The sequence below is a fragment of the Halomonas sp. BDJS001 genome (genome assembly GCF_026104355.1).
GTDB lineage: Bacteria > Pseudomonadota > Gammaproteobacteria > Pseudomonadales > Halomonadaceae > Vreelandella.
The window spans coordinates 2269543-2294032 of record NZ_CP110535.1; the positions used below are offsets into that span (position 1 = coordinate 2269543).

Here is a 24490-nt window from a genome sequence, read left to right on the forward strand (position 1 = left end):
CTTTCACTTCTGGAGAAAACCTATGAGTTGGATGCCTGATTTAGAGCCAAAGTGCCCATCCGCCGGCAGTTTGAATGATATAGAGACACTGATTGTTCCCCGCGCTCGGGATTTGGGTGGTTTTGAAGTGCGCCGTGCACTGCCTGCCCCGAAGCGGCAGATGGTGGGGCCATTCATTTTTTTTGATCAGATGGGGCCCGTTGAATTTCTTAAGGATGAAGGCATTGATGTTCGCCCACATCCCCATATTGGGCTTGCCACTGTTACGTATCTATACCAAGGGGAGTTCCAGCACCGCGATAGCCTGGGCACCAACCAAATGATTCATCCTGGCGCGGTTAATTGGATGGTGGCGGGCAATGGAGTCACCCATTCGGAGCGCACCAGTGCTATCACTCGTCAGAACAAGCACTCGGTGTTGGGGATACAGACGTGGGTAGCGCTTCCCGAAGCTTACGAAGACCAGCCTGCCAGCTTCGAACATCATGCCGAGGAGACGCTGCCAGTGTTGGAGGGAGAGGGTAAGGAAGTGCGTTTGATCCTGGGCACGGCCTGGGGAGAGCGGGCCCCGGTAAAGACCTTCTCTGAAATGTTCTATGCGGATGCGATACTGCAGCCAGGGGCAAAACTACCCTTGCCGGATAATCATGAGGATCGTGGCATTTATGTCATGTCCGGTAGCGTCATCATTGCAGGCGAGACCTTCGAGGCTGGCCGCATGATGGTGTTCCGGCCAGGCGACCCGATCACGGTGGTGGCGGGTGAAACCGGCACTCGGCTGATGCTACTGGGCGGTGAAACACTGAATGGCCCACGGTATATCTCCTGGAATTTCGTTGCTTCTTCCCAGGAAAAGCTGGAGGCCGCTAAGCAAGCATGGATAGAGGGCGATTTTGAACATGGCCGCTTTCGCCTTCCTCCGGGAGACGATGCTGAATTTATCCCTTTTCCAGGGCAGCCCGGTAAATAAAACCGCAAAAAAGCTAGCTGCCCAAGGGGTGGCTAGCTGACTTTATTTTTTACATCAAAAACGATATCTGGTGGTCACGTCATTAAAAGAAATTTGTTGAAATCTTCAGTTGACTAACTGATCTCCCATTTGATGTTCATTTTAAATGGTCGGCAGCAAGTATTGCATGTTCGTTATGAACGTCGAACACAAGAATCTTGGTATGTTCATTATTTGCAACCCAGTGCTTGCCCGTGAGTTTCTTGTCATCGTAACGATGTCCGTTGCCCGGTAATAAGTTGAGTGGATGCCTACAGCTATCAACCTGGCTAAATTTACTGCTATGTTAATACCGATATGGATGAACTCGCTGGAGCCATGAGCTCGCTGGCTGAGGTATATAAACAATGCCCTATGAAATCATGCTTAAGCGTATATATGCGCCGATAGAGGAGTACGACGGTGCGCGCGTCTTGGTTGATCGGCTATGGCCTAACGGGGTGCCGCACCACTCGCTAGCGTTGAGCGAGTGGTGCCCGGAGATAGCCCCCGGGTCTCAACTACATCGTCAATATCAACAGCATGAAATCAGTACGCCGCTGTTTCTTGAGCGATACAGTCGTGAGCTGAAGGCATGCCCCGATAAGCTGCTGCCTTTAATGAGGTGCGCACGAATGGGGCGGCTTACTTTACTAACGACAGCGCGTCAAATTGAGGATTCACACCTTCCCGTAATCAAAAGGTTGACGCTATCAGCGCTGGAAGAGGAAGACGCGAGTGACCGAGAATTGTGCTCTTCACCCTGTCTGGCGCACATATTGCCCATTTCGCATCATTAAGCTGAATTGGCTTAATAAGCCCAGATAACAGCAAATAGAATCCCCCAACCTAAAGCACTGGCTGCCATAATCGTGTAAGTGGCCGAGATAGTCGCCACATCAAAGTCTCGATGCGTACACGTACACAGTGCTTGTAAGCCGTGATAAATCAAGCTGCAAGAGATGCTCAGCGCAGTGAGTATCACCACTACGTTGAACAAAAGGTTGGGTGCCAAAAGTGCCAACGATGAAATGAATAACGGTAGTGGTACAAGCACAGCGAGTAAATAGGCATCTTGATAGCTGATAGATAGCTCTTCAGTTCCATTGACTACAGCGTAGATTACCCAGCCGATAACGAAAAAACTCAATATCTCTGCTAGGAAAATAATTGTCGTGATAAAACGCCACTCTCGGTCAGCAAAGCCCGCCATAAATGCATCGCCGTAATGGGTGCCCGCATAATAGAGCATTACTGGCGGCAAGAGCGACATGGGTAACACCACCAGCCACGCTAGTAAAGGAATGGAGGGGGAGGAAGCCTGTAGCTCTTTCCAGCTTTCACGATGGTTGAAGGGTAATTTAAGCAAAGTGAGTGCTCTCATTTCAGCCTCCTCCTAGAGGGATAAGCTCAATGGCATATTGTATCATGGTGTGATATTGTTTTTTAAAGGCGCTATTAATTTAATGGGCCAATACGTGATAGTTGAATATGTGGCTAAGAGAAATGAAAAATGAATAACCCCCAAACACTTGATAAAAGCGACTTTGAAAGGCTGTCGCAATTTCGTTACCGGTTGCGTTGCTTTCTTCGCCATAGTGAAGATATCTGTCGCCGCTATGGGCTGACGCCCTTGCAGTATCAACTATTGCTACATCTTCGTGGTTTCCATGGAAGAGACTGGGCGACGGTGGGGGAGCTAGCGGAACGGCTTCAATCAAAACATCATGGGGTGGTGGCGCTAGTTGATCGCTGTGAGCAGCTATCATTGGTTGTGCGGCGGCAAGGGCGTGAGGATCGCCGCCAAATAGAAGTGCATTTATTGGAAGAGGGCGTGAACCGGGTAACGCAAATCGCTGAAGCTCATCAACCTGAGTTGCGTCATTTGCAGGAAGAGACGCCATTTCCTGGTTGGAATAAGTCCACTTAATGCAGAGCTTAAGAAGTTGAATATAGCCAATATACATCACGACTCCTAATTAAGTGCGCTCTGAAGGTCACTATTTTGGCTTTTAAAGGCACTGTCTGGATCTTGGACAGTGCCTAGAATTTCCGAGAACTCTAACGATTAGCGCTTAGCACTCTGCAGTGCCTGCTCTTCGATATCTCTATCGACTGAAGAAACATAGTACTCGTCGTCAAAAGCGCCTTCTGGCTCCTTGAGCCATACCAAACAGATCAACCAGCTAATGAAAGCGCCAGTGGCGATGATGTAGAAGAACTGCGAAGGTGTGACAAACGTAAAGATGGTTAGATAGACCACCGCGCCCACATTACCGTAGGCGCCAGCCATGCCGGATATCTGGCCGGTGATACGGCGCTTGATGGAGGGAATGATACCAAAGGTTGCCCCCTCAGCCCCTTGTACGAAAATCGAGGTGCCGATGGTCACCGCAATGGCCAGAATGAGTGGCCAACTCGAATTGAGCATGGCCATCAGCAAGAACCCAACGCTAATGCCAAACATGTAGCACAGCATCACAAAACGCCGGTTACCCATGCGGTCGGAAACCATGCCGCCCATGGGGCGCGCCACCAGATTGACGAACGCGAACGATGCAGCGATCAGACCGGCTGTAGCCGCATTCAGGCCCCAGGTCTCCTCAAAGAACATGGGCAGCATCGATACCACAGCCAGTTCCGCACCGAAGTTGGCAAAGTAAGTGCTGTTAAGCGCGGCCACGCTGTTAAATGAGTATTTATCATCCTCGGGTACTCCCTTGCGCAGGATGGGCAGGTTGACCCGCAGAATCTGTACGATCTGATAAATAACGATCGCTACGATGACCAGGTAAGCGACGACAGCACCGGTGACGGATAAATAGCCCATATACTGAATACGCCAAACCAGGATAGCGAGTACACCGACTAGTGGAACCGTCCAGATAATCAGCTTGATCATATCGCCCCAGGAGCTCACTTCCATGGCAGCGGATTTGCGTGGCTTCCGGTGAGCCTGGGCATCCGGACCATCGGTAATCGCGAACCAGTAGTAAACACCGTAAGCGGCCATAACAATAGCACTTTGCGCGATTGCCCAGCGCCAGCCATCGGGGCCGCCATACATGCTCAGGGCGATAGTTGGCAGCGACATGGCCGCCACGGCGGAGCCGAAGTTACCCCAGCCAGCGTAGAAGCCTTCGGCGAAACCGATGTCCTTAGGCTTGAACCACAGCGCCGTCATGTGGATACCCACCACGAAGCTGGCCCCAATCGAACTCAGTACCAGGCGCGCCACCAGCAGCTGCGTCATGCTGTTACCGAATGCAAACGCCAACGCCGGTAGCGCCATAGTGACCATGAGCACCGAGAACACCCGTCGCGGGCCGAACCGATCCAATGCCATGCCAACGATGATGCGGGCGGGAATGGTCAAGGCGACGTTGCAGATGGCGAACAGCTTGAGATCATCCGTGGTCAGCCAGTCGACGCTCTTGAGCATGCTCGAAGCGAGCGGCGCCATGTTGAACCACACGTAAAAGGTAATAAAAAAGGCAATCCAGGTCAGGTGCAAGGCCCGAATCTCGGGGCTGCGAAACTTGAATACAGCGGAAACTTTCATGGTCGTATCGTCCTGTGTCCCAAAGGTGGTCTTTACCAAAAGGAGGGGTAGGGGCTGCTCAAGGGCTAGGTAGGATCAACAAGGGACACTCGGCGCGCCGGGCCAGGAATGAGCTGACGCTGCCAAAAGTCATGTAGTCGAGTTCATCAACGAAATAAGTCAACGACTTGGCGATGATGCCGCCGTCCGGTTGATGGCTATGGCGGGCAATCACCAGTAGGTCTGGCGAGAGTTTGCGAGTGGCCTGCAGCAGCATCTTGCGCGCATCCCCTTCGGCGAGAAGCTGCTCGGCCTGGAAGCCCTCGCCGATGGCGAATGCCACACCCTCTTGAAGGTGCTGTTTAACCTCATCGTGCTCCTGCTGGAAAAGCGCCTCGTTGTTATCGGTAGCGTCGAGTGGGTTCTCCACCACGCCGACCAGTACCAGCAATGGTTGGTTACAGCGGAACATAGTGACGACCTGAGCGAGAGCCAGTTTGGCGTTTCGCGAACCGTCATAGGCGATCATGATTTTCATGGTGTCCTCCCGCAGTGGGGTAGGGGGTGAAGACCCGGAGCTTGGCTCCGGGCGTAAAGAAGCAAGCCCTATTTAGGGGTTCTTAACGTAGGCACCTTTGCGTAGGTAGAACCACCAGTTGATGACCAGACAGATGGCGTAGAAGACCGCAAAGCCGTACATGGCAAGTTCCGGTGTACCGGCCTGGATTTGCTCGCCCATTACCCGCGGGGCGATGAAGGCGCCATAGGCAGCGACGGCTGAGGTCCAGCCAAGTACCGGGCCTTTCTGCTGCTGGTCGAAAATAACCCCGATGCTGCGGAAGGTAGAGCCGTTGCCGATACCACTGGCGGCGAATAACACGATGAATAGCAGCAGGAATAGCCAGAAGAATTGATTAGGATCGGTGGCGTTATAGGCCTGCATCATCACGTAGCCGGTGGCGATAGAGGCGACCACCATGACCGCAGAGATTATTTGGGTAACGATGGAGCCACCCACTTTGTCGGAGATCCATCCGCCCAGCGGACGGATCAGGGCGCCCACGAAGGGGCCTATCCAGGCCCAGGTTAAAGCGCTAGGCGCCTCTGGGTTGGCCACGCGAATCAGCGTACCGTCTGCTGTGGCTTCCATCATGTTGCCGAAGATGACGTTGATGGAGAGCGGCAGGGCTGCAGAGAAGCCGATAAAGGAGCCGAAGGTCAGAATGTAGAGGATGGTCATTGACCAAGTGTGCTTATTGGAAAATATCGCGAACTGCTTCTGGATATTGGGCTTGATGTCGCCAGGAATCAGACGCAAAAGCACTAGTGTCAGGACAATGGTTAGCGGCAGGGCAACCCACATATTAAGCCAGCTGAGAGCCAGCATGCCCACGATGGCAGTTACCATGCCGACGCCGTAGAGGCCTAATATTTTGCTGAAAGCCGCAAGCGGCGAACCTGGGTTGGGCGTAATAGTGCGAAGATTGTTCATACCAAACCAACCGGCGAACGCTAATGGGATCAGAAATAGAAGCCAGATAAAGCCAGCATTCTGGATCCAGGTATCGGTACCAGCTTCGATCCGGCCGATCAACGTACCGCTAGCGCTTTGCAATTCCATCGGCGAACCGGCAATAGCGCCAAAGACCCCGACGGTCATTACTAGCGGGATGACAATTTGCATGGTAGTAACGCCGAAATTACCGAGGCCCGCATTCATGCCCAGGGCGTAGCCTTGCTGTTTGCTGGGATAAAAAGTGGAAATGTTGCTCATTGAACAAGCGAAGTTACCGCCGCCGATACCGGAAAGTAGCGCCAACGCCTGGAATACCCAGAACGGTGTGCTTGGGTTCATCAAGGCGATACCAGTGCCGGCGGCGGGAATCATTAGCAGCGCAGTGGTCAGGAAAATGGTGTTACGCCCACCAGCGATGCGGATCATGAACGATGCTGGGATGCGCAGCGTGGCACCCGCTAGACCGGCAAGCGCCGTCAGGGAAAATAGCTGGTTAACCGTGAATGGAAAACCCAGGTTCTGCATCTGGGTGGTGATCATTCCCCACATCATCCAGACAGCAAAGCCCATCAGCAGACTGGGAATGGATATCCATAGGTTGCGGTTGGCGATGTGCTTGCCTTCCTGTTCCCAGAATTGGGCGTCTTCGACATCCCACTTCTCAATGTCGGCGTTTCTCTTACTCATGGCGATTTCCCCTTGGCATCAAACCTATCTGCATCTAGCAGTTAGACAGCAAGATACGCTTGAGGAAGAAGTTGGGGAATAGGTGGAAATAGCATGAAAAACAGCGACATACCTCTTGAGAGGTAGTCGCTGAAAAGCCTAGATTCATTGATTTTAAAGAGAAAAAATCGACAGGGGGTAAAGGCGGGTCAGAGCAAAAGTATTCTGGGAGTCTTTGGAGGTAACCACACAGAATCGACTAGTGATCGATACCTTCCTGGACGGCCCAGACGGCGGCTTCGACACGGGAGCGTAAGTTGAGCTTTTTGAGCAGGTGCTTGACGTGAACCTTGACCGTGCCTTCGGTAATATCCAGCTTGCGCGCGATGAGCTTGTTGGAGAGTCCACCAGCAAGCTGTTGCAGAATTTCACGTTCACGCTGCGTTAGGCTATGAATATCCGGGGTAGTGGGGGCATTGCGCTGATTACGCAAGGCTTCTGCGAGTAGGGCGGTCAGGCTCTCGCTAATCACCATGCGACCCAGAGCAGCCTGACGCAGTTGGCGCACCATGTCTTCAGGCTCCATATCTTTCAGCAGGTAACCGTCGGCACCGGTACGCAGTGCCGCGACAACGTCATCCTCATGGTCGGAAACCGTGAACATCACTACACGGCCGCTGTAATTAGCTTCCCGAAGGCGCCTTAACGCTTCTAACCCATTGACACCCGGCATGTTTAAATCAAGTAACACCAGGTCAGGCTCAAGTTTGAGGGCCAGTGCAATACCCTCTTCCGGGTCGCCCGTTTCGCCAACTAATCCCAGGTCATCTTCTAGCTCAAGCAGCTGAATCACACCACGCCGTAGGAGAGGATGGTCGTCTATAATCATCAGGCTGGCAGGTGTGTCTTTGGCAGTTGACAGCGTCATTAAGAAGTCCCTGTACCTAAGTGAGAGTTGGGAGCAACCGAAGCAGGCTGCTGCTGAATTAAGCGAGCAGTTAAAGGGGTGAAGGTTATCTCAATGCTGGCTCCTCCTGAAGGGCGGTTAGTGATACTCAGCTCCCCATTCAGAGTGTTGGCCCTGTCGCGTATGATTACCAAACCGTAGTGCATGGGCGGCGAGCTATCGTCTTCCAGGCCGATACCGTCATCTTCAATGCGAACCAGCAATTGAGCCTCGGCGAAGCGTACCGTCACGGCAGCCCAGTGGGCTTGGGCGTGCTTGTGGGTGTTGGCCAGGGCCTCACGAATGATCTGCAGCACGTGAATTTCTTCATTAGGGTTAAGTAGATAAGGCGGCACATCGTAGTCAAGCTCGACCGTTGCCCCCATACGCTGACGGAACTCCTCAACGGTCTGGTGCAGGGCAAATTGCAGCCCCGGCCCCTCAAGCTTGAGTCGGAAGGTGGTAAGTAGCTCGCGCAGTTGTCGATAGGCGCTGTTCAATCCGGTACGTAGTTCATCGAATACCGCGGACTGAGCCTCTCGGGTTGCCTCTTTTTGCTGCATGCGTTCCAGTCGGGCAACCTGCATCTTAAGATAAGAGAGTGATTGCGCCAGAGAATCATGCAGTTCACGCGCAATGATGGTTCGCTCGTTGATCAGTGTGACGTGCTGCTGCTCTTCGATACGCCGCTGCAAGTAGACCGCCGTGGCGAGCTGGTCGGCTAACATCGTGAGCAGCCGACGGGTGCTGTCGTTGAGACGCTCCTGGGGGTACCACACCTCCAGAGTGCCTAGCAGCGTATCGCCTACGCTGATAGGTAGCAGCAAGCACTGTGACTGGTTATTGGTCACCATTTCCAAGGGGCGGGGGTCGATCAGGCAGGCATGGCACTCCTGGTCACGGCAGTACTCTGGTCGGGTGCGCGAGTGAGTTTCCAATACTGGCATTGTCCGCTGGTCGAAAGGGTCTTTTAACGAAAGCCGTATCGGCCCGATATTCAGCAGTTTTTCCAGTTCGCGCAGCATGGGGGCTGCACTGGAACAGAGATCGTTACCTCCGCCATACAGTGCGCGACTGGCATCGTGCATCACCCGCAGTGCCTGATTGCTGCGCTCAAGCTCCTGCTTCTTGCGCGAGACTTTGTCTTCCAGTGCGGCGTAACTTGTTGCCAGTTCGGCAGACATCTTGTTAAAAGTGTGACCCAACAAAGCCAACTCGTCGCTACCGCGGAGCTGAGAACGTGGTTTGAAGTTACGCTGCGCCGCCTCGCGGGCAAGCACCATCAGTTGCCGTAAAGGCACTACCAGGTTATAGCGAACATCGTAGAGGGCGATGGCGACGACTATCGCAATTAGCACTAAAAAAAGCACTTGCATCATGCTCAGCAGCCGAACCTTAGCTTCAGTGCTCTGTTCCAGGTAGGTCACTAGCTGTTCGATATCATTGACCATCGCCACGATCATCGTTTCCAGCGTATTCAAGTCAAGCCGTGTTGTGGAGGGCGGTGTTTTGAGTGCCGGACGAAGTGAGTATTGCCAGTAAGTCTGAATCTTTTCCAACTGACGACGGCGCTCGTGGCGGTCATCAGCCGGAATAGTTTGCTGTAGGGTTGTGCCATTTAAACGCTGATCAAAGCTTGCCACCAAGCTGTCTAGTTGTGCTGCGCTTATCTCCTCCGGGGCATACTCTAGGCGCTGCAAGGCTCCCATGATCTGATAAGCATTCATGCGTAGGGAACCTGCGACATTGATTGCCGCAGCATCGCCACGGCTGCTATTAGACATTGCCATGGTTAAGGTAATGCAGATGAGTGCCATACCGCTAATGGCTAGCAGGGACGCAATGATGCGAGCAACCAGGGAGCGTTGAAGTAATTTCATGGCAGTTCCGTTAGCGCGGAAGAGGTAGGAGAGTGTGGCACTGTCTGCATGTGGATACGAGGGCTATTCCTTTTGGGGTAGCCTGTCTACCTCGGATGTTTTTTGACCTGCACTCGGTATTTACCGACAATTCTGGCATGTCTTCCGATGTCTTTATACCCTCGCTGGGAAACGCCATGCCATCATCTGTGCCGCCTCCCACGTTGGAGACATCAACACCACCAGTAAATGGTTACCAGTTACTGGTAGCCATGCTGCTAATGCCCCTGGCAAGTGCCTTGGCGGTGGCTAGCTGGACACTTTACGCACTGCTCGCAAAACAGTCCCACTATGTGCTGATACCATTGAGTAGCGGTGTGCTGTTGGCTTGGCCGGCTTGGTATATCGCCAGGCGGGGAGACACCTGCCGCTTGATGCAATGGCTATTACTGGGGCTAGCGTTGGCGCTGGGCGGGTTTGGGATGGCAAGCCGCCCGTGGGAGTTTTTGCTGGTGGGCGTCGGCCTCGGCTTGGGAGGGGCAGTGATGGCCACCGGCATTGCCCACGCCAAAGGGTGGATGCCTGATCGCTGGGTACTTCTTTTTGTAGCCCTTTGTCTCGCTTTAAGCGCCGGCGTAGGGTTTTCCTTACGGATGACACCTCTGGTCTTACAAGCCTATGGCTGGCGCGCAGCGCCACTTAGCCTGTTGATACCTCTATTCATGGTAATGCTGCTGCTGTGGCTTTTCGTAGAGTCACCCGAGTAACGCCATCTATTAGACTCAGCTGTTCATTCTTATCTACTCTCTCACCTTCTGATTCTAAACCACTAGCGATAAGGCCCATTTTATGACCATAGCCACGTTTGCCGATTTACTGCGGGAAGCGCGTAAACAACCTAAGCCCCAGCGCCTGCTGTTTGTGTTCGTTCGCGCAGAGCTGCCCGATTTCCCCGATGCCGAGCAGCGCCGTCGCTTCGAACAGGGGGAAAGGGGTGTGTTGGTGCCGGTAGTATGCGTAGATAAGTCGACGGAGGAACTAAGCAGCATGGCGGCGTTGGTCGAGGAGTCACGCCGTACCGAGATCGAATGGGATCTAGTCTTCACTGCTGCCATGGACGACCCAAAAGATGACGCCGAGGTTGAACGGCAGCTCCAGCGTATGATGGAGTCGCTGCAAATGGGTAATATCACCGCCTATCTTGCCTTCGATCACCACGGCGATGCGGTTAACGTTGGCTAGGGACGGGATCCATGGAGCACTATTTTCTCATCAAGCACCTGCACATGACCGCCGCAGCGCTGAGCATTACACTTTTCGTGGTTCGCGCCTGGTGGTCGGTGCAGGAAAGCCCGCGACTCAACGCGCGCTGGGTCAAGGTACTGCCTCATCTTATTGATACGGCTCTGCTGGGGCTGGGGGTGACTTTGATGGTATTGCTTTCCGTATGGCCCTGGCAGCTTCCTTGGCTTGGCGCCAAGCTACTGGCGCTGCTGGCCTATATCGGTATTGGCACCATTGCAATTAAGCGGGGGCCAACGCCCAAAGCGCGTGCTATGGCCGCCGTCGTAGCGGTGGCTATCTTTGCCTATATGGTGGGGGCCGCGATACGTCACAGCCCGCTTTCCTGGCTGGCCTGAGAGTTGATTGCCTTTAGCGCTTACGCCATACGTTAGCGCAAGATGATGAACCATTGGGGAAATGATTATTTCAGCATTTTCAAGTACTGGCGCAGGACTACGGCATTGTTACGGCGCTCTTCCTTAGAGGCAAATACCAGAGTAACTCGCTCTTTCCTGGCACGTTGTGCAAGATCACGAAGAGACTCGCGATAAGAGGTTAACTCTTTGAGATAGCGACGGCGGAAGCCACTCCAGTCGAGTGAGCCATTATGAAACGCTTTGCGAAGTTCGCTGCTTGGGGCGACCTCCTTGCGCCATTCATCGATTTTGGCTTCCTCCTTGGACACCCCGCGCGGCCAGATACCGTCGACGAGGACACGATAACCATCCTGGTTGTGAGGTGCATCGTAGGCACGTTTTAATGCAATATTCATCGTTACCTCGCAAGTCAATGAATGTCCTTTTAAGCCTAGCTAGTTAGTCGATCCCTCTCTACTTCAACCTTAGTAAGCCCAGACAATAGCCATCAGCAAGCCCCATGCCAGCACCCCGGCGGCCATAACGGTGTAAGTAGCAGACATCGTTGTTACGTCATTCGCTGAGCGTTTACACAGAGCCTGCAGCCCGTGGTAGACCAAACTGCAAGAGATGCCCAGTGCCACCAGTACTACCAGCGCATTGAACAACAGGCTGGGAATCAGCAGAGCGGTCGCTGCTGACCAAAGTGGTAAAGGTGCCAGGGCTGCCAACAGATAAGCGTCGTGGTAGCTAATTGAGAGATCACGATCGCTATTGACCACCGCGTGAATTAGCCAGCCCATTACAAAGAAGGTGAGCAGCTCGGCCAGGAACAGAATGGTCGTGATGAAGCGCCACTGCCGGTCAGCGAAACCCGGAGCGAAGATATCCCCGTAGTGTGTACCCGCGTAATAGAGCATCACGGGGGGTAACAACGACATGGGCAGCACGATGCACCAGGCCAGAGTGGCGATTGAAGGATGGCGTTGCTGGAGGTCTTTCCATCCCGCTAAATGGGTAAAGGGCAGTTGAATAATGGTTAGAGGGTTCATTGTCTAGCCTCGCAGTCAGTTGTGATCATTGTGAGATCAAAATATCATGTCGTGATATTATATTCAGAATTAAGGCTAGTTTGTATTTTGTCAAGTGTGAATCTTGATTCCCTCTGTTTTAAGAGTGTGCAACCCATATCAGCAGCAGTGGTACATGCCCGTGTGAAATCTGAGAAGTCATAGCATCAGCCTACCTCTAGAACGACTATGTCCTGGTGAAAATCGCACAGAGTGGTTAGGTACTATTAAGAAACCCAGCCGCGTTCTGGCTCGAATTAATTCGTAATCTTAAATTTACCAAGGGTATCGCTCTTGCCAAAAATTGACCTGTGGCAATGTTGCTAGAGGGATTCTTCTGCTAATCTTAAAAATGTAAATAATATGCATCTTAATAAACGCATGCCTTTTGGCTTCCCAGCCGAAGGTTGGATCTGACTAGCAAGGGAGTATGGCTTATGGCTGATGGTCTCACTAAATCAGCGGCCCGCAATATTTTCTACGGTGGTTCGCTGTTCTTCTTCCTGCTATTTGCCGCGCTAACGGCTCATAGTCATTGGTACATGGTCAACGTTTCCACGGATAGCGAAACCCTCACCGATTCCGTGAAACATGGTAAAGAAGTGTGGGAAAAAAGTATGTGCATCAACTGCCATAGCATCATGGGGGAAGGCGCCTACTTTGCTCCTGAACTGGGTAACGTCTGGGAGCGTTATGGCGGCCACAAAAATCCTGAGGCCGCTCGAGCAGGTATTAATGCCTGGATCCGCGCCCAGCCATTGGGGATCGAAGGTCGCCGTCAGATGCCCTCCTATGACTTTAGCGAAGAGGAGATGAACTCGTTAATCGACTTCCTAGAGTGGACCGATAGCATCGACGACCAGGACTGGCCCCCACATCCTGCTGGCTGAAACAAGCAGCCGAAGGATGAATCAAGGAGAACCGTACAATGAAATATGAAACCCAAAAGGTTGCTTTACCCTTTTTTATGGTGGCCATGGCGCTATTTACGCTACAAATAGTCTTCGGGCTGCTGGCTGCCGCTGTCTATGCTTGGCCCAACTTCATGGCTGAAGTGATGCCCTTTCACATCATGCGTGTCAGCCATACCAATCTGTTGATTGTGTGGCTGTTGATCGGTTTTATGGGCTGTACCTACTATTTAATGCCAGAGGAAGCCGAACAGGAAATTCACAGTCCTAATCTGGCGTATATCCAGCTGGCGATCTTCGCTTTTGCTGGCGCTGCTGCGCTGGTTGGCTACCAGTTCGGAATCCATGAAGGTCGAGAATTTCTTGAGCAACCTTTCTGGGTGAAAATACTCATCACCATTTCTTTCCTTATGTTTCTTTTCAATACCAGCATGACGCTGCTGAAGGGCCGCAAGACCGCTATCAACCTGGTGTTAATGCTGGGGCTTTGGCTAGCGGCAGTATTTTGGTTATTCGCTTTCTACAACCCGACCAACCTGGCGGTAGATAAACTCTACTGGTGGTGGGTGGTTCACCTCTGGGTGGAAGGCGTATGGGAGTTGATCATGGCTTCCTTGCTGGGTTATCTGCTGATTAAAATGACCGGCGTTGATCGCGAAGTGATCGAGAAATGGCTCTATATCATTGTTGGGCTGGCGCTATTCTCTGGCCTGCTGGGCACCGGGCACCACTACTACTGGATTGGCGCACCTGGCTACTGGCAGCCCATCGGCAGTATCTTCTCGACGCTTGAAGTGGCGCCGTTCTTCGCCATGGTGGTCTTCGCCTTTACCATGTTCTGGAAGGGCAGCCGTAACCACCCTAATAAAGCGGCCATGCTATGGGCCCTAGGCTGCCCAACCATTGCCTTTTTCGGCGCGGGTGTGTGGGGCTTTATGCATACCCTCTCGTTCGTGAATTACTACAGTCATGGTACTCAGGTAACCGCCGCTCATGGCCATCTAGCTTTCTATGGTGCCTATGTGATGCTGATTCTTGGCGTGATTACCTACGCCATGCCGCAGATCCGCCGTGTGCAGCCTTATAACCAAGTGCTGAACATGTGGGGCTTCTGGATCGTCACCAGTGCCATGTGCTTTATGACCTTTACCCTGACCTTCGCCGGGGTCGTGCAGACTCACTTGCAGCGCGTCTTGGGTATGAATTACATGGAAGTACAGGATCAATTAGGCCTGTTCTATCTTATGCGTCTGGGCGCTGGTGTGGCCGTGGCAGTGGGGGCGATCTTGTTGCTCTACTCCTTCTTCGGGCCCGCGCGTGAGCAGGTGCCCGCCGGCGGCACACAAATTACCGCTGGGGCAGGCTCGGCCTGAACTTAACGGCCCTGCGGGGTCGTTTTTGCTTCTTTTATTTATTTTCCGGCAATGGAGTCTTCCCATGCCTCTCTCTTCTGTCGCTAATCCTATCGATGAGCGTGAAATACCTTTCTACGAGAATGTCGGCAACGAATGCGCTATGTTTGAGCACGCCTTTCGTCAACGTTTGCCGCTGTTACTTAAAGGCCCCACCGGGTGTGGTAAAACACGTTTTGTTAGCCATATGGCCGCTAAGCTGGGCCGTCCACTATTCACTGTTTCATGTCACGACGACCTGACTTCAGCCGACCTTACAGGCCGCTATCTGTTGCAGGTCGGTGAGACCCGCTGGGTCGATGGCCCGCTTACTCGAGCAGTGCGCGAAGGGGGTATCTGCTATCTCGATGAGGTGGTGGAGGCGCGTAAAGATGTCACCGTGGTGCTTCACCCGCTCACCGATGACCGCCGACTACTTCCGTTGGAACGTACCGGGGAGCTGCTCCAAGCGCCGGATGACTTCATGCTAGTGGTGTCTTATAACCCCGGCTATCAGCATATTCTCAAGTCGCTAAAACCGAGTACCCGCCAGCGCTTCCTGGCCATGTCATTTGATTTTCCACCACCCAAAGTCGAGCGCGATATTGTCGCGCGGGAGAGTGGTTTGTCCGGTGAGCAGTGCGCCGCGCTGGTCAATCTTGCCGCCAGTCTGCGGGCCATGAAGGGGCAGGATTTAGAAGAGGGTGTTTCCACTCGCCTGTTGGTTTACTGCGCTACCCTGATTGCTGCCGGGGTGCCCATTTTGGAAGCTGCCCGGGCTACTTTAGTGGAGCCGCTGAGTGATGACGCAGATGTTCAGGAAGGGCTGATGGAAGCCATTCACGCAACCTTTGGGTGAGGGCAGGGCATGCTTGATTTTCTTGAAGTCGAGGAGTTTGTAGGCCGCCATTGGCACCGTTGGGCTTCCAGTGCGGCAAGCTACCCAGACCATCCCGAAGCCGCAGTGCGCCTTGAAACGCTGCGACCTATGCTCGGCGTCTTTTTCCGCGCCGGAGGGGGCGAGGCGGGTATCGATGTTGCTGCTATTGCGGGGCGTAGTTCGTCGCATCGCTTATCCTTACGTCAAAGGCTTGGGCTTGATGAGGAGGTGCTCGATCAAGCACGCCGTGACGAAGAAAGCCTGTTGTTACCACCACGCATTGCCCTGTTCGCCGAGGCTTCCCTGAACCGGGATCTCTACCTTTGGCTGGTAGCGTATCTGGCGATGACCCGGCATGTGCACGTCGTCGACGATCCGCTACAGCAAGACCTTCTCCAACTGCGTGAAGTAAACCGGGCGACTCGGGCAGTGTTGGCCCACTTCCCTGGGCTCGCTCAGCGTCACGCCAGGTTATGTCAGGCATTGCTGGCCATTCGCCCCCAGCGCAAGCGCTTGCCGCCGATGGAAGCAGCGCTTGAATCCGTTCTTTGTGCCCTGCTGGGAGAAACACCGCCCGAGGCTGGCTGGGCCGAAGTGATGCATATCGCCATCCTCAATGAGCTCCTGCCTTTGGACAAGTTTCATGCGCCGCGTGGATACCGGCCGCCACTGCCGGTGCCGCTATGGGGGCAAGCCGTTGCCCTGGGTACCCATAAACAAGCACGAACCGAGCAGGAAGATGATGAGGCACCGATTCCAGGGAAGAATTCGCCACAAGATGATCACGGTAAACGTAAGGCTGACCGGCGCGAGCAGGATCAGGCCGACCGCGATGACTCTTTAATGCTCAATGCATCCGAAAAGATGCTTTCCTGGGCCGAAATGGTCAATCTCAATCGTCATGTAGAGGATGAAGACGATGATGAGGCCAAACAGGCGGCCGATCAGATTGATGAAATTGTGCTCAGTGCTAACCGTAAGAAGGCGGCTTCCAAGTTAAAGCTTGATCTTGATCTGGCGCCCGGTGAGGTGAGTGGGGGAAGGCTGCGTGGGCGCCAAACCTATCCGGAATGGAATCATCGCAAGCAAATCTATATGCCTGACCACTGTGTGGTACACAGCGATGTGCAGAGCGAGGAGGGGGAGAACTGGCAGCCGGATGAAACGACAAAACGGCGCATTCGCCGAGTCCGCCGCGAGTTTGAAGCACTTAGGCCGCGTCGTGAGACGCTACGTGGCCAGCTGGATGGCAGCGAGCTGGATATGGACGCCGTCATTCGCTCCCGCTGTGATCTGGCGGCGACCGGTGAAGCCAGCGACCGTCTCTATCAAGCTAGCCGCACTCAGGCGAGGGATTTGGCGGTTTCGATCCTGGTCGATGTATCTCTTTCCACTGAGGCTTGGCTGGAAGACCGGCGGGTGCTGGATGTGGCCAAAGAGGCGTTGCTGGTCTTGGGCCATGGCCTTGCAGGGTGCGGCGATGACTATGCCATTCACAGCTTTACCTCTCACCGCCGTCACCGCGTTTGGGTCAATACGCTGAAAAGTTTCGATGAGCCAATGGGCGAGCGGGTGTCACGGCGGATTGCAGCGCTCAAACCAGGCCACTACACGCGTATGGGGCCCGCTATTCGGCACCTTTCCAAAGCGCTTGCCAAACGGCCCAATCGGCACCGGTTACTGCTACTGCTGACCGACGGTAAGCCTAACGATACCGACTATTATGAAGGGCGTTATGGTATAGAGGACACGCGCAAAGCGGTACTTGAAGCGCGACGGGAAGAAGTGCGCGTGTTCGGGGTAACGATTGACCGGGAGGCGGGGCGCTATATTCCTCATCTGTTCGGGCGAGGTGGATACGCCATTGTCCAGCGGCCGGAGCATCTCTCCCTGGCCCTGCCGAGTATCTACCGCCAGATTATTGCTTCCTAAGGAGGTTTTCCATGTCTCGCCAGCGCTTCGTCGTGGCAATTAGCCTGTGGTTTTTGGTCGCGTTAGGCGTCATTGTGCCACTGGTGTGGCTTATCAATAACCGTGATTGGGGCGTGGCGCTAATGCTGCTAGTCCCTTTTATCGTTTACGGCCTGATGCGCCTGGGCCGTCTGCTGGAGGCCTGGGCCAATACAGCGCATCGGTCTTCGGTGGCTTCGGGCTCTGATTCCACGCTGCGCTGAAAGCCACTTTGATTATCCTGTTATGTTAAAGCGACCGACCAGATAGCCTGAGGCAATCAGCGCTAGCGTTAACAGCGTTAGTCCAATAAAAACCCCCTGCCAGGCTGAGGTAGCGGCGCGCAAGTTTAAATAGACCATTAGCACACGGTGGGCTTTGAAGCCGGTCGCTATCAGTACCAGGGCGGCTGACCATAAAGGAAGCGCCTGCCAGTCGGTGGTCTGATCTAGCCGAGCGGAAACCATGGATACCACGGTGAGCGCCATTAATAAGGCCCAGGTAATGAGCAAGCGTCGCGTACCGGGGAGTGCTGTCATTGCTACCTCAGGATTATCTAAGCAGATAAATCAGCGGATAGAGCAAAATCCATATCAAGTCCACCATATGCCAGAAGGCCGCCGCCGTTTCTACGTTCTCGGTAGAGGTGCGCCAGCTCACTAAGCCTAGTAGCGCTAAACCGAACACAACGTGAGCAAAATGGAATGCGGTTAAGCCATAGTAAAAACCGAAAAAGACGTTGGTTTCCGGCGTTAACCCGGCAGCAAACTTGTCAGCGTACTCAATGCTTTTAAGGGCACAGAAGACCAAACCCAGCAGCATAGCAGCACCTAGCCACTGTCGGCTGCGCCGAAGTTGCTGGGCGCTTATTGCCTCCACGGCAAAGGCAACGCATAGCCCGCTGGTTAGCAACACCAGCGTATTGATGCCGCCCAACACAGGGTCGAGCTGTTGTTGTGAGGCATTGAAAAGGGCGGGGTTAAGGGCGCGCTGGGCGGCGTAAAGCGCAAAGAAAGCGGTGAAAACCAGCATTTCGCTAAGAATCAGCACCCACATCAAGGGATTGCCGGGTAACGCCGATAATGGCCCCCATCCGGGGTTGGGCAGATCGCGACTCATTACCCCTCCAAGCGTTGAGTGTTACACCGGGGTAATAGCATCCCAGCATACTGGCATACACTTTCTGTACAGCGCTTGGTTTTATTCGACGGCTTGAACCATAAAGTCAACGGCCGATTTCACTTCTTCGTCGCTAAGATTCATGCTTCCGCCTTTGGGCGGCATAGCATTGAACCCCGTGAGCGAGTGCTCATAAAGCGTCTCGATGCCTTTTGCGATACGCGGTTCCCACGCTTCGGCATCACCCTTGATAGGCGCGCCAGCAGCCCCTGTCATGTGGCAGGCCATGCAGGCCTGGTTATAAACCGCCTCGCCATCAGATTCTGCCTGAGCGGCGGCTGAAAACGCCAGGGCAGCACCCGCGACGATAAGGGCAGCAGACAATGATTTCATCATGGTTCTCCTCACATTCTAACGGTCGAAGGCGCTGGAGAAATCGCCAGCACCACTATGATTCCAGGCGGATGCTCAAATGCGCATCTCTTAGCCAGTGCGCTCATCAATAACAGTTAATTTAAGAAATATTTTATATGCATCTTAATGTCGGCGCAATATTTAGTCTTCCTTGATACATATCAGCACTCTTCGCCAGAGCAACGCTTAGCATCAGTCGCCAAGTGTGAACCGCTGATGTCTCTTACCACGGAGTATTTGTTATGTTGTTGCTGCCCTCGGCTTTTTCCCTGCCCGCTTTTTCCATTTCTCCGCCTGTTACCGCTCATCAAATGATTCGTACGCTTGATCCGCGGGTTCCTTTTGCCATCAAGCGACGTCTTGTGGAGCCCTTGCTCAACCGTACCTTCGCTATACCGCTCGCAGAGGGAGAGTTTGACGCGGTGGAAGGTCGACGCATTAGTCTCACCATTGCGGATTTAGGCGTGACACTCAGCCTGACGCTTAAATCCCAGCGCTTGCTATTATGCCGCGAGAAGGGCGAGGCAACTATTCGTGGGGGCTGGCGTGAATTTCTCTGTTTGGCCACGCGTCGCGAAGATCCCGACAGCCTGTTTTTTCAGCGTCGCTTAATCATTGAAGGGGATACGGAACTGGGGTTGACGCTCAAGAACCTACTTGACGGCTGTGAGGAAGGCCTTGCCCAGGGGCGATTGGGGGAGTTGCTGGTGGGCCTGGAACGCTTGGCGCGCAGGGAGTGACTTGCTCGTAAGCTCAGCCTTTTAGCTGTTATCAATCGGCCCCGGTAGTGTGCCGGGGCCGCCCACTATTAGGCTGCGTTGAGTGGGCGAGACGGCCCAAAATGCTCAAAGTGGCGACGATCCTCGTCGACACCCAGTTCAGACAGCGCACTATTAATCGCTGTCATGAATCCTTGGGGGCCGACGAAGTAGCAGCGCGCCTTAAGATCAGGCAGGTAGTGAGCTAATAAGCTGCGGTCGATACGACCAATATGTTCGGCTTCGTTGCCGCGCTCATGAATGCGGACAGCCTTAAGACGTTGAGGATACTCGCTCTTCAGCGCCTCTAATTCGCCTTTAAAGGCCTGGTGGTCGGCATCCAGAGCCGCATGTAGATAGATGACTTGCCGCCCAAGGGACAAGGCATGTCTTGCCATGGGGAGCAGGGGCGTTTGCCCAACGCCGCCGCTGGCAAGCAGCAGTGGTTCGTCACCTTCAATCAGCGTGAGGTCACCTGCTGGCGGTAGCAGTTCCAAGGTGTCGCCGGGTTGTAAGACATCGTGGAAGTGGCGGCTGACTTGGCCCTGTTCTTCGCGTTTGATCGAGATTCGATAGCTTTGACCATTTGGCGTGTCTGAGAGGCTGTAATGCCGATAAACCAGCTCGCCATTAATGGTTAGGCGTACACCGATATACTGACCTGGCTCATGCTCAGCCACACGACCTCCATCCTCTGGCTCAAGGATAAAAGAGCGAATTAAAGCACTTTCCTGCTGGGTACTGGCAATCTTGAAACGGCGTGTGCCGCGCCATCCGCCCGGGCGCTGCTCAAATTCACGATAGCGCTGGTCTTCGAGGTCAATTAACAAGGCGGCAAGCTCGTTATATAGGGCGCCCCACGCATCGGCGATTTCCGGGGTGACAGCATCACCCAGCACTTCGCCAATCGCTGCCAGCAGGCATTCACCGACAATAGGGTACTGCTCGGGAAGAATGCCTAGCGAGACGTGTTTACTGACCACAATATCCAAAGTAGCCCGCGCCTGAGCTGGATTACCGCGTAGTTGCACATAGGCCAACACGGCGTTGGCCAGGGCACGGGGCTGACCACCGCTTTGCTGATGAACCTCATTAAAGAGGGGCTTTACCTCTGGGTAACGGGTAAACATCAGCGGATAGAAGCGCTGTGTAATTGCATTCAGGTGTTCGGCCACGACGGGAGCTGTCGCGTTGATCAGCTTTTCCTGCTCATGTGTTAGCACGGGTAATACCTCAATCGTTAAGATTCATTACACATGCATCTTAACGTCAAAAACTATAAATACCAACCAGGAAGGCGCCTTGTTATGGAGAGGGGCTGCTAGCTATTTGAATAACAAGGCCTTAATACAGTGCAAAAGCGCTTGGTATCGAGCGACGATGAAGCTTATCTGAGTCTATAAGATGCATTTTTGATACTTGTCATGGTTTTTGTAATTGGCCTGGCGCACAATGCAAATCCAAGTAATTCAGTGGGGTATTATGCTATGTCGACTATCACCTCCTCCCAACCTGCCTCCAAGCTCAAGCAACTGCCGTTGTTACGGCTGGCTTTTCGGCCCTTTTTCCTGTTGGCAGCGCTGTTCAGTATTTTATCTCTACTGGTATGGCTGGGCTTTTGGCATGGCAATATTTTGCTGCGCCCTTATGGCGGCCTGGTGTTCTGGCATCAGCATGAAATGTTGTTTGGTTTTGCCGCAGCGGTGATCGGAGGGTTTTTGCTTACCGCTGTACGAAACTGGACAGGATTGCCGAGCTTAAACGGCGGGCCGCTATTGGGACTGGTGGTGTTATGGCTATTGGGTAGAGTGCTGATGGCTTTTCCCATGGATTTGCCAGGATGGCTGCTGCTGGCGGTTGACCTTGCATTTCTTCCCGTGGTCGCCATTGTTATGGCGCGACTGGTCATTACCGCAAAGCGGTGGCGCAACTTGATCTTTATACCTGTGCTGTTGCTATTTGCCACGGCTAACCTGGCGATGCACTTAGGGGTGATGCAGGGTGACGCCGAGCTGATCCGCCAAGCCGCTTACTTGGCCGTACTGTTGATCACACTGATGATGACCGTAGTGGGCGGGCGCGTGATTGCCATGTTCACTGCCAATCGCTTGGGCCGCACCAAACCTGAACCTATTGCTTTACTCGAAGGAGTGACGCTGGTGAGTACGGCTGGCGTAGTCGTGCTGCAGCTGGTCACCATGTTGGGGGTTGCCATTCCTGCTTTATTAATGGGGGGAGTGATGCTCTTAGCGGCGTTGGCCAACACTGTTCGCATGGCGCGTTGGGGTGGGTTGCATAGCTGGCGTGAACCTTTACTTTGGGGGCTGCACGGCAGCTACGCCTGTATTCCGCTAGGGCTTGTCATGTGGGTCTTGGCACTCATGGGGCTGATGCGTATTGAACTTGCCGTGCATGCCCTGACGATTGGTGGCATGGGCACCATGATGCTGGCCATGATGGCCAGGGTTTCGCTAGGTCATACTGGCCGCCCCATACGCACTTTGCCCGGTATTGGTGTGGCGCTGGGCTTAATGCTACTAGCCGCCTTGGTGCGTTCACCCGTCTTGGCGTTATTTCCCCAGATTACCCACTGGACTTATACGCTGAGCATCATTTTCTGGTGCGTGGCCTACGCCATATTTCTAATGCACTACACATGGCCACTGATGCAAGCGCGAGTCGACGGGCAGGATGGCTGACGTATTAACGATCAGCGAGAGTGACCCGCGCACCACCAAAGGCAAGGCTGCGTGGGTTTGCCAAAGGGCGGTTGTTGGTGAGGTGAGTGATGCCTACCCCGCAACGGCCCACCATCCAAATCAGGCAGGCAGTGAAATAGAGGTAACCCAATGTCCAGGGGGCTATTGCCGGTAACCCAATCCACCCCAGTAAGTGCCAAATAGCCGTGAACGCTACCCCGCCAAGTACGCCTAACCAGAAAGTCCGAATCTGAAACTGCAGATGGGAAGCAACCCACTCCTCTGCATCGTTTTTTTTCAGATGGGCGATGAGCACTCCAATGGGAGCGGTGACCACAGCTAACACGCTACCCAGAAAGAGCATATAAACCACGATAGCGGTGCCTCGCCCGCGGCTTGTCTTAAGGCCATTTAAGGTGCCCGTAGTTGATGTGGCTTCGGATTGGGAAGCGGAGGGCATGGATGATGGGGCGTTAGCCATACAGAACCTCATTTGGCAAAGTAGAAGTCATTAAGAAGTATTGTTAATGCATCTATTGTAGTGCAACTAGTTAGGGCTTTCCTGTCTGGGATCAAACCAAGTGATCGTTAGACATTGACGGTGGGGATACGCATTAATCCTGCCAACTGCGGGTAACGATTGGACAACACATCTGCCAAGGTATAGCGGTCAAGCACCTCCAGAAACGCTGACAATGCTTCGTTTAGAATGGGCTGTAGCCGACACGAAGGGGTGATGATGCAGTTGTTATCGCTATGAAAACACTCTACTAACTCCATGCCATGTTCCATTTCTCGCACAAGCTTACCCAGAACGATTGTCTCAGGGTCACGTGTAAGCAATAAGCCGCCATTCTTACCCCGGATAGCGGTAACGTAGTTCTTCTGACTCAGTTCCTGAACGACTTTCATCAAGTGATTACGAGAAATATCAAAGGTCTCTGCGATCTCATTGATGGTTGAGCGCTCTTCTCCCTTTACCGCGAGGAAGATCAATACGCGTATTGAATAATCGGTGAATCGGGTGAGATGCATGGAGTGCGCTTTGCTCCGAGAGTAATCCAACTGTAAAAGAAACATGTTGTATGAACGTTCAGTAAGTTGCAATCAGAACATGGGGGTACCAATACTGGCCTAGGTCAAGAAGGAAAGCGTTAGTGCCTTAGCTCGAGCTGGTCAAAGTGCGGTTTCAAACGGCTTACCAGCGCATTCATCTGAGCTGTAGATGGAGTATTGGCAACTGGCTGAGAATAGGTAGGGTCGAAGCATTGCTCGCTGCGGGCCACCTGCAGCGCATAGTGACGTACCCCACAGTCGGCAAGACTCAGTGCCAGGCGTTCCACATCGGCAAGTTGAAAATCTTTCCAGTGAATGGTGGTACGGCACTCGAAATTGAGTCCGCTGTCGAGCAAAGCCTCCAAGCTACGGGCATGCAACTGCCAGATGCCGGGACGGCCGCAGATGCGGTCAAACGCTTTTCCGCGTCCTTTTACATCCAGCCCCACCCAGTCGAGGTGCGGTAATAGCTGGGTGAGGCGGTCAGGATAAGGGCCGGCGGTATGTAGTCCCACCTTAAAGCCCAATGCTTTCACTTCCTTTACTGCATCGGACAAATCGGCATTCAGGGTGGGCTCACCACCGCTGAAAACCACCGCCTCCAGCAGGCCTTGCCGGGTGCTCAGGAATTCCAGTATCGCTTGCCACTCCTGGGGTTCACCTCGCCGCGGCGGGATCATGTTGGGATTGTGGCAGTAGCCGCAGCGTAGCGGGCAGCCTTGGAGAAAGACAACGCACGCCAGATGATCGGGATAATCCAGGGTGGTCATGGGCACAAGGCCGGCAATCGGCAGCCGAGCCGAAGATAATTTAGTTGTGATGTCGTCAAGTGTCGTCTGCATAGCCATAGTGAGATCCCGCTGCTGGGGCGCCTGTCGCCAGACCCCCCAGCCGTCGTTAGAGAAAAGTGAAGGCTAGCTACCGAGAGACGGCGGCTTCAGTAAAATGGCGGCGCTCCTGGTGTTCGGCACGTTTGCCGATATTGAACTGACTTACCGGGCGGTGGTAACCCATGACACGGGTCCAGACTTCGCAGCGCTGGCGCTGCTCAGTGGGCAAGCTAGCATATTGGGAGGTTTGCATTAG

The 24490-nt window shown here is 53.7% G+C and carries 29 protein-coding genes; 13 read left to right on the forward strand and 16 right to left on the reverse strand.

The genetic code is table 11. From position 1 onward, the window contains the following. Positions 1–22 precede the first annotated feature (22 nt). Both OM794_RS10360 and OM794_RS10365 read left to right on the forward strand, forming a co-directional pair. Positions 23–970, forward strand: a complete 948-nt coding sequence (locus tag OM794_RS10360; protein WP_226249874.1) for a pirin family protein — start codon at positions 23–25, stop codon at positions 968–970. Between the two features lie 401 nt (positions 971–1371). Continuing rightward, a complete protein-coding gene (locus tag OM794_RS10365; RefSeq protein WP_226250040.1) occupies positions 1372–1788 on the forward strand; it encodes a DUF488 domain-containing protein in 417 nt (138 codons plus the stop codon). Positions 1789–1799: 11 nt separating this feature from the next. Here OM794_RS10365 and OM794_RS10370 read toward each other — a convergent pair whose 3' ends face one another. After that, the gene (locus OM794_RS10370) at positions 1800–2372 is read right to left on the reverse strand and encodes a YIP1 family protein (protein ID WP_226249875.1); all 573 of its coding nucleotides are present in this window, start codon (positions 2370–2372) and stop codon (positions 1800–1802) included. Positions 2373–2501: 129 nt separating this feature from the next. On the opposite strand from OM794_RS10370, the gene OM794_RS10375 reads away from it, so the two are divergent. Beyond that, entirely contained in the window at positions 2502–2918 is a 417-nt protein-coding gene (locus OM794_RS10375; RefSeq protein ID WP_088701549.1) for a MarR family winged helix-turn-helix transcriptional regulator, read from the forward strand. Between the two features lie 138 nt (positions 2919–3056). Here OM794_RS10375 and OM794_RS10380 read toward each other — a convergent pair whose 3' ends face one another. The 5 genes from OM794_RS10380 to OM794_RS10400 form a co-directional block, all read right to left on the reverse strand. After that, positions 3057–4550: an MFS transporter gene (locus OM794_RS10380; protein ID WP_088701548.1), complete on the reverse strand. Its 1494-nt coding sequence runs from the start codon at positions 4548–4550 to the stop codon at positions 3057–3059. A 58-nt stretch (positions 4551–4608) separates the two neighbouring features. After that, positions 4609–5067, reverse strand: coding sequence for a universal stress protein (locus OM794_RS10385; protein ID WP_226249876.1), 459 nt, complete (start codon positions 5065–5067; stop codon positions 4609–4611). 72 nt (positions 5068–5139) lie between these two features. Then, positions 5140–6732 carry an antiporter gene (locus OM794_RS10390; RefSeq protein WP_226249877.1) on the reverse strand — a complete coding sequence of 531 codons (1593 nt, stop codon included), beginning with the start codon at positions 6730–6732 and terminating at the stop codon, positions 5140–5142. Positions 6733–6970: 238 nt separating this feature from the next. Then, entirely contained in the window at positions 6971–7639 is a 669-nt protein-coding gene (gene narL, locus OM794_RS10395; protein WP_226249878.1) for a two-component system response regulator NarL, read from the reverse strand. Then, entirely contained in the window at positions 7639–9537 is a 1899-nt protein-coding gene (locus tag OM794_RS10400; RefSeq protein ID WP_226249879.1) for a type IV pili methyl-accepting chemotaxis transducer N-terminal domain-containing protein, read from the reverse strand. Before OM794_RS10400 ends, narL begins: the two co-directional genes overlap by 1 nt. 176 nt (positions 9538–9713) lie before the next feature. Between OM794_RS10400 and OM794_RS10405 the strand changes: the two genes are divergently transcribed. The 3 genes from OM794_RS10405 (at position 9714) to OM794_RS10415 (ending at position 11156) form a co-directional block, all read left to right on the forward strand. After that, positions 9714–10283 carry a hypothetical protein gene (locus OM794_RS10405; RefSeq protein WP_226249880.1) on the forward strand — a complete coding sequence of 190 codons (570 nt, stop codon included), beginning with the start codon at positions 9714–9716 and terminating at the stop codon, positions 10281–10283. Between the two features lie 82 nt (positions 10284–10365). Next, on the forward strand, positions 10366–10758 hold the full coding sequence (locus OM794_RS10410) for a ribonucleotide reductase subunit alpha (RefSeq protein WP_226249881.1): 393 nt from the start codon (positions 10366–10368) through the stop codon (positions 10756–10758). A gap of 11 nt (positions 10759–10769) precedes the next feature. Then, positions 10770–11156, forward strand: coding sequence for a SirB2 family protein (locus tag OM794_RS10415; RefSeq protein WP_226249882.1), 387 nt, complete (start codon positions 10770–10772; stop codon positions 11154–11156). Positions 11157–11221: 65 nt separating this feature from the next. Here OM794_RS10415 and OM794_RS10420 read toward each other — a convergent pair whose 3' ends face one another. Both OM794_RS10420 and OM794_RS10425 read right to left on the reverse strand, forming a co-directional pair. Beyond that, positions 11222–11572, reverse strand: coding sequence for a DUF488 domain-containing protein (locus OM794_RS10420; protein ID WP_226249883.1), 351 nt, complete (start codon positions 11570–11572; stop codon positions 11222–11224). A gap of 69 nt (positions 11573–11641) precedes the next feature. Continuing rightward, positions 11642–12208: a YIP1 family protein gene (locus OM794_RS10425; protein WP_009286641.1), complete on the reverse strand. Its 567-nt coding sequence runs from the start codon at positions 12206–12208 to the stop codon at positions 11642–11644. Between the two features lie 455 nt (positions 12209–12663). Between OM794_RS10425 and OM794_RS10430 the strand changes: the two genes are divergently transcribed. From OM794_RS10430 to OM794_RS10450, 5 genes are all read left to right on the forward strand, one after another. Further along, on the forward strand, positions 12664–13116 hold the full coding sequence (locus tag OM794_RS10430) for a c-type cytochrome (protein ID WP_226249884.1): 453 nt from the start codon (positions 12664–12666) through the stop codon (positions 13114–13116). Positions 13117–13154: 38 nt separating this feature from the next. Further along, positions 13155–14510, forward strand: coding sequence for a cbb3-type cytochrome c oxidase subunit I (locus tag OM794_RS10435; RefSeq protein ID WP_226249885.1), 1356 nt, complete (start codon positions 13155–13157; stop codon positions 14508–14510). Positions 14511–14574: 64 nt separating this feature from the next. Next, positions 14575–15387, forward strand: coding sequence for a CbbQ/NirQ/NorQ/GpvN family protein (locus OM794_RS10440; RefSeq protein ID WP_226249886.1), 813 nt, complete (start codon positions 14575–14577; stop codon positions 15385–15387). Between the two features lie 9 nt (positions 15388–15396). Then, on the forward strand, positions 15397–17340 hold the full coding sequence (locus tag OM794_RS10445) for a nitric oxide reductase activation protein NorD (protein WP_226249887.1): 1944 nt from the start codon (positions 15397–15399) through the stop codon (positions 17338–17340). An 11-nt stretch (positions 17341–17351) separates the two neighbouring features. Beyond that, positions 17352–17582: a hypothetical protein gene (locus OM794_RS10450; RefSeq protein ID WP_226249888.1), complete on the forward strand. Its 231-nt coding sequence runs from the start codon at positions 17352–17354 to the stop codon at positions 17580–17582. A gap of 12 nt (positions 17583–17594) precedes the next feature. On the opposite strand, the gene OM794_RS10455 is transcribed toward OM794_RS10450, so the two are convergent. The 3 genes from OM794_RS10455 to OM794_RS10465 form a co-directional block, all read right to left on the reverse strand. Beyond that, positions 17595–17897: a cytochrome C oxidase subunit IV family protein gene (locus tag OM794_RS10455; protein WP_226249889.1), complete on the reverse strand. Its 303-nt coding sequence runs from the start codon at positions 17895–17897 to the stop codon at positions 17595–17597. A gap of 13 nt (positions 17898–17910) precedes the next feature. Next, positions 17911–18477: a cytochrome c oxidase subunit 3 family protein gene (locus tag OM794_RS10460; RefSeq protein WP_226249890.1), complete on the reverse strand. Its 567-nt coding sequence runs from the start codon at positions 18475–18477 to the stop codon at positions 17911–17913. 81 nt (positions 18478–18558) lie between these two features. Then, positions 18559–18870 (reverse strand): c-type cytochrome, encoded by a 312-nt coding sequence (locus OM794_RS10465; RefSeq protein WP_226249891.1) that lies wholly within the window; start codon positions 18868–18870, stop codon positions 18559–18561. Positions 18871–19133: 263 nt separating this feature from the next. On the opposite strand from OM794_RS10465, the gene ubiT reads away from it, so the two are divergent. Further along, a complete protein-coding gene (gene ubiT / locus OM794_RS10470) occupies positions 19134–19631 on the forward strand; it encodes a ubiquinone anaerobic biosynthesis accessory factor UbiT (RefSeq protein ID WP_226249892.1) in 498 nt (165 codons plus the stop codon). Between the two features lie 68 nt (positions 19632–19699). Here the strand turns inward: ubiT and hmpA are convergent, their stop codons facing one another. Continuing rightward, a complete protein-coding gene (gene hmpA / locus OM794_RS10475; RefSeq protein ID WP_226249893.1) occupies positions 19700–20872 on the reverse strand; it encodes an NO-inducible flavohemoprotein in 1173 nt (390 codons plus the stop codon). Positions 20873–21136: 264 nt separating this feature from the next. Between hmpA and OM794_RS10480 the strand changes: the two genes are divergently transcribed. Next, positions 21137–22348: an NnrS family protein gene (locus OM794_RS10480; RefSeq protein ID WP_226249894.1), complete on the forward strand. Its 1212-nt coding sequence runs from the start codon at positions 21137–21139 to the stop codon at positions 22346–22348. Between the two features lie 4 nt (positions 22349–22352). Here the strand turns inward: OM794_RS10480 and OM794_RS10485 are convergent, their stop codons facing one another. From OM794_RS10485 to nrdD, 4 genes are all read right to left on the reverse strand, one after another. Next, positions 22353–22829: a DUF4870 family protein gene (locus tag OM794_RS10485; RefSeq protein WP_226249895.1), complete on the reverse strand. Its 477-nt coding sequence runs from the start codon at positions 22827–22829 to the stop codon at positions 22353–22355. A 107-nt stretch (positions 22830–22936) separates the two neighbouring features. Then, complete coding sequence (locus tag OM794_RS10490; protein ID WP_226249896.1) at positions 22937–23383, reverse strand: Rrf2 family transcriptional regulator; 447 nt, start codon at positions 23381–23383, stop codon at positions 22937–22939. A 119-nt stretch (positions 23384–23502) separates the two neighbouring features. Next, positions 23503–24252 (reverse strand): anaerobic ribonucleoside-triphosphate reductase activating protein, encoded by a 750-nt coding sequence (locus OM794_RS10495; protein ID WP_226249897.1) that lies wholly within the window; start codon positions 24250–24252, stop codon positions 23503–23505. Positions 24253–24322: 70 nt separating this feature from the next. Beyond that, complete coding sequence (gene nrdD, locus OM794_RS10500; RefSeq protein ID WP_264167897.1) at positions 24323–24487, reverse strand: anaerobic ribonucleoside-triphosphate reductase; 165 nt, start codon at positions 24485–24487, stop codon at positions 24323–24325. Positions 24488–24490: the final 3 nt, after the last annotated feature.

Coding starts and splice junctions, on each gene's coding strand:
- OM794_RS10435 (WP_226249885.1), top strand. CDS start 13,155: ATGAAATATGAAACCCAAAAGGTTGCTTTACCCTTTTTTATGGTGGCC.
- OM794_RS10420 (WP_226249883.1), bottom strand. CDS start 11,572: ATGAATATTGCATTAAAACGTGCCTACGATGCACCTCACAACCAGGAT.
- OM794_RS10450 (WP_226249888.1), top strand. CDS start 17,352: ATGTCTCGCCAGCGCTTCGTCGTGGCAATTAGCCTGTGGTTTTTGGTC.
- OM794_RS10425 (WP_009286641.1), bottom strand. CDS start 12,208: ATGAACCCTCTAACCATTATTCAACTGCCCTTTACCCATTTAGCGGGA.
- OM794_RS10365 (WP_226250040.1), top strand. CDS start 1,372: ATGCTTAAGCGTATATATGCGCCGATAGAGGAGTACGACGGTGCGCGC.
- nrdD (WP_264167897.1), bottom strand. CDS start 24,487: ATGCAAACCTCCCAATATGCTAGCTTGCCCACTGAGCAGCGCCAGCGC.
- OM794_RS10455 (WP_226249889.1), bottom strand. CDS start 17,897: ATGACAGCACTCCCCGGTACGCGACGCTTGCTCATTACCTGGGCCTTA.
- OM794_RS10360 (WP_226249874.1), top strand. CDS start 23: ATGAGTTGGATGCCTGATTTAGAGCCAAAGTGCCCATCCGCCGGCAGT.
- OM794_RS10405 (WP_226249880.1), top strand. CDS start 9,714: ATGCCATCATCTGTGCCGCCTCCCACGTTGGAGACATCAACACCACCA.
- OM794_RS10465 (WP_226249891.1), bottom strand. CDS start 18,870: ATGAAATCATTGTCTGCTGCCCTTATCGTCGCGGGTGCTGCCCTGGCG.
- OM794_RS10430 (WP_226249884.1), top strand. CDS start 12,664: ATGGCTGATGGTCTCACTAAATCAGCGGCCCGCAATATTTTCTACGGT.
- OM794_RS10485 (WP_226249895.1), bottom strand. CDS start 22,829: ATGGCTAACGCCCCATCATCCATGCCCTCCGCTTCCCAATCCGAAGCC.
- OM794_RS10390 (WP_226249877.1), bottom strand. CDS start 6,732: ATGAGTAAGAGAAACGCCGACATTGAGAAGTGGGATGTCGAAGACGCC.
- OM794_RS10445 (WP_226249887.1), top strand. CDS start 15,397: ATGCTTGATTTTCTTGAAGTCGAGGAGTTTGTAGGCCGCCATTGGCAC.
- OM794_RS10490 (WP_226249896.1), bottom strand. CDS start 23,383: ATGCATCTCACCCGATTCACCGATTATTCAATACGCGTATTGATCTTC.
- OM794_RS10495 (WP_226249897.1), bottom strand. CDS start 24,252: ATGGCTATGCAGACGACACTTGACGACATCACAACTAAATTATCTTCG.
- OM794_RS10480 (WP_226249894.1), top strand. CDS start 21,137: ATGTCGACTATCACCTCCTCCCAACCTGCCTCCAAGCTCAAGCAACTG.
- OM794_RS10370 (WP_226249875.1), bottom strand. CDS start 2,372: ATGAGAGCACTCACTTTGCTTAAATTACCCTTCAACCATCGTGAAAGC.
- OM794_RS10400 (WP_226249879.1), bottom strand. CDS start 9,537: ATGAAATTACTTCAACGCTCCCTGGTTGCTCGCATCATTGCGTCCCTG.
- OM794_RS10415 (WP_226249882.1), top strand. CDS start 10,770: ATGGAGCACTATTTTCTCATCAAGCACCTGCACATGACCGCCGCAGCG.
- OM794_RS10380 (WP_088701548.1), bottom strand. CDS start 4,550: ATGAAAGTTTCCGCTGTATTCAAGTTTCGCAGCCCCGAGATTCGGGCC.
- OM794_RS10460 (WP_226249890.1), bottom strand. CDS start 18,477: ATGAGTCGCGATCTGCCCAACCCCGGATGGGGGCCATTATCGGCGTTA.
- OM794_RS10440 (WP_226249886.1), top strand. CDS start 14,575: ATGCCTCTCTCTTCTGTCGCTAATCCTATCGATGAGCGTGAAATACCT.
- OM794_RS10410 (WP_226249881.1), top strand. CDS start 10,366: ATGACCATAGCCACGTTTGCCGATTTACTGCGGGAAGCGCGTAAACAA.
- OM794_RS10375 (WP_088701549.1), top strand. CDS start 2,502: ATGAATAACCCCCAAACACTTGATAAAAGCGACTTTGAAAGGCTGTCG.
- OM794_RS10385 (WP_226249876.1), bottom strand. CDS start 5,067: ATGAAAATCATGATCGCCTATGACGGTTCGCGAAACGCCAAACTGGCT.
- ubiT (WP_226249892.1), top strand. CDS start 19,134: ATGTTGTTGCTGCCCTCGGCTTTTTCCCTGCCCGCTTTTTCCATTTCT.
- narL (WP_226249878.1), bottom strand. CDS start 7,639: ATGACGCTGTCAACTGCCAAAGACACACCTGCCAGCCTGATGATTATA.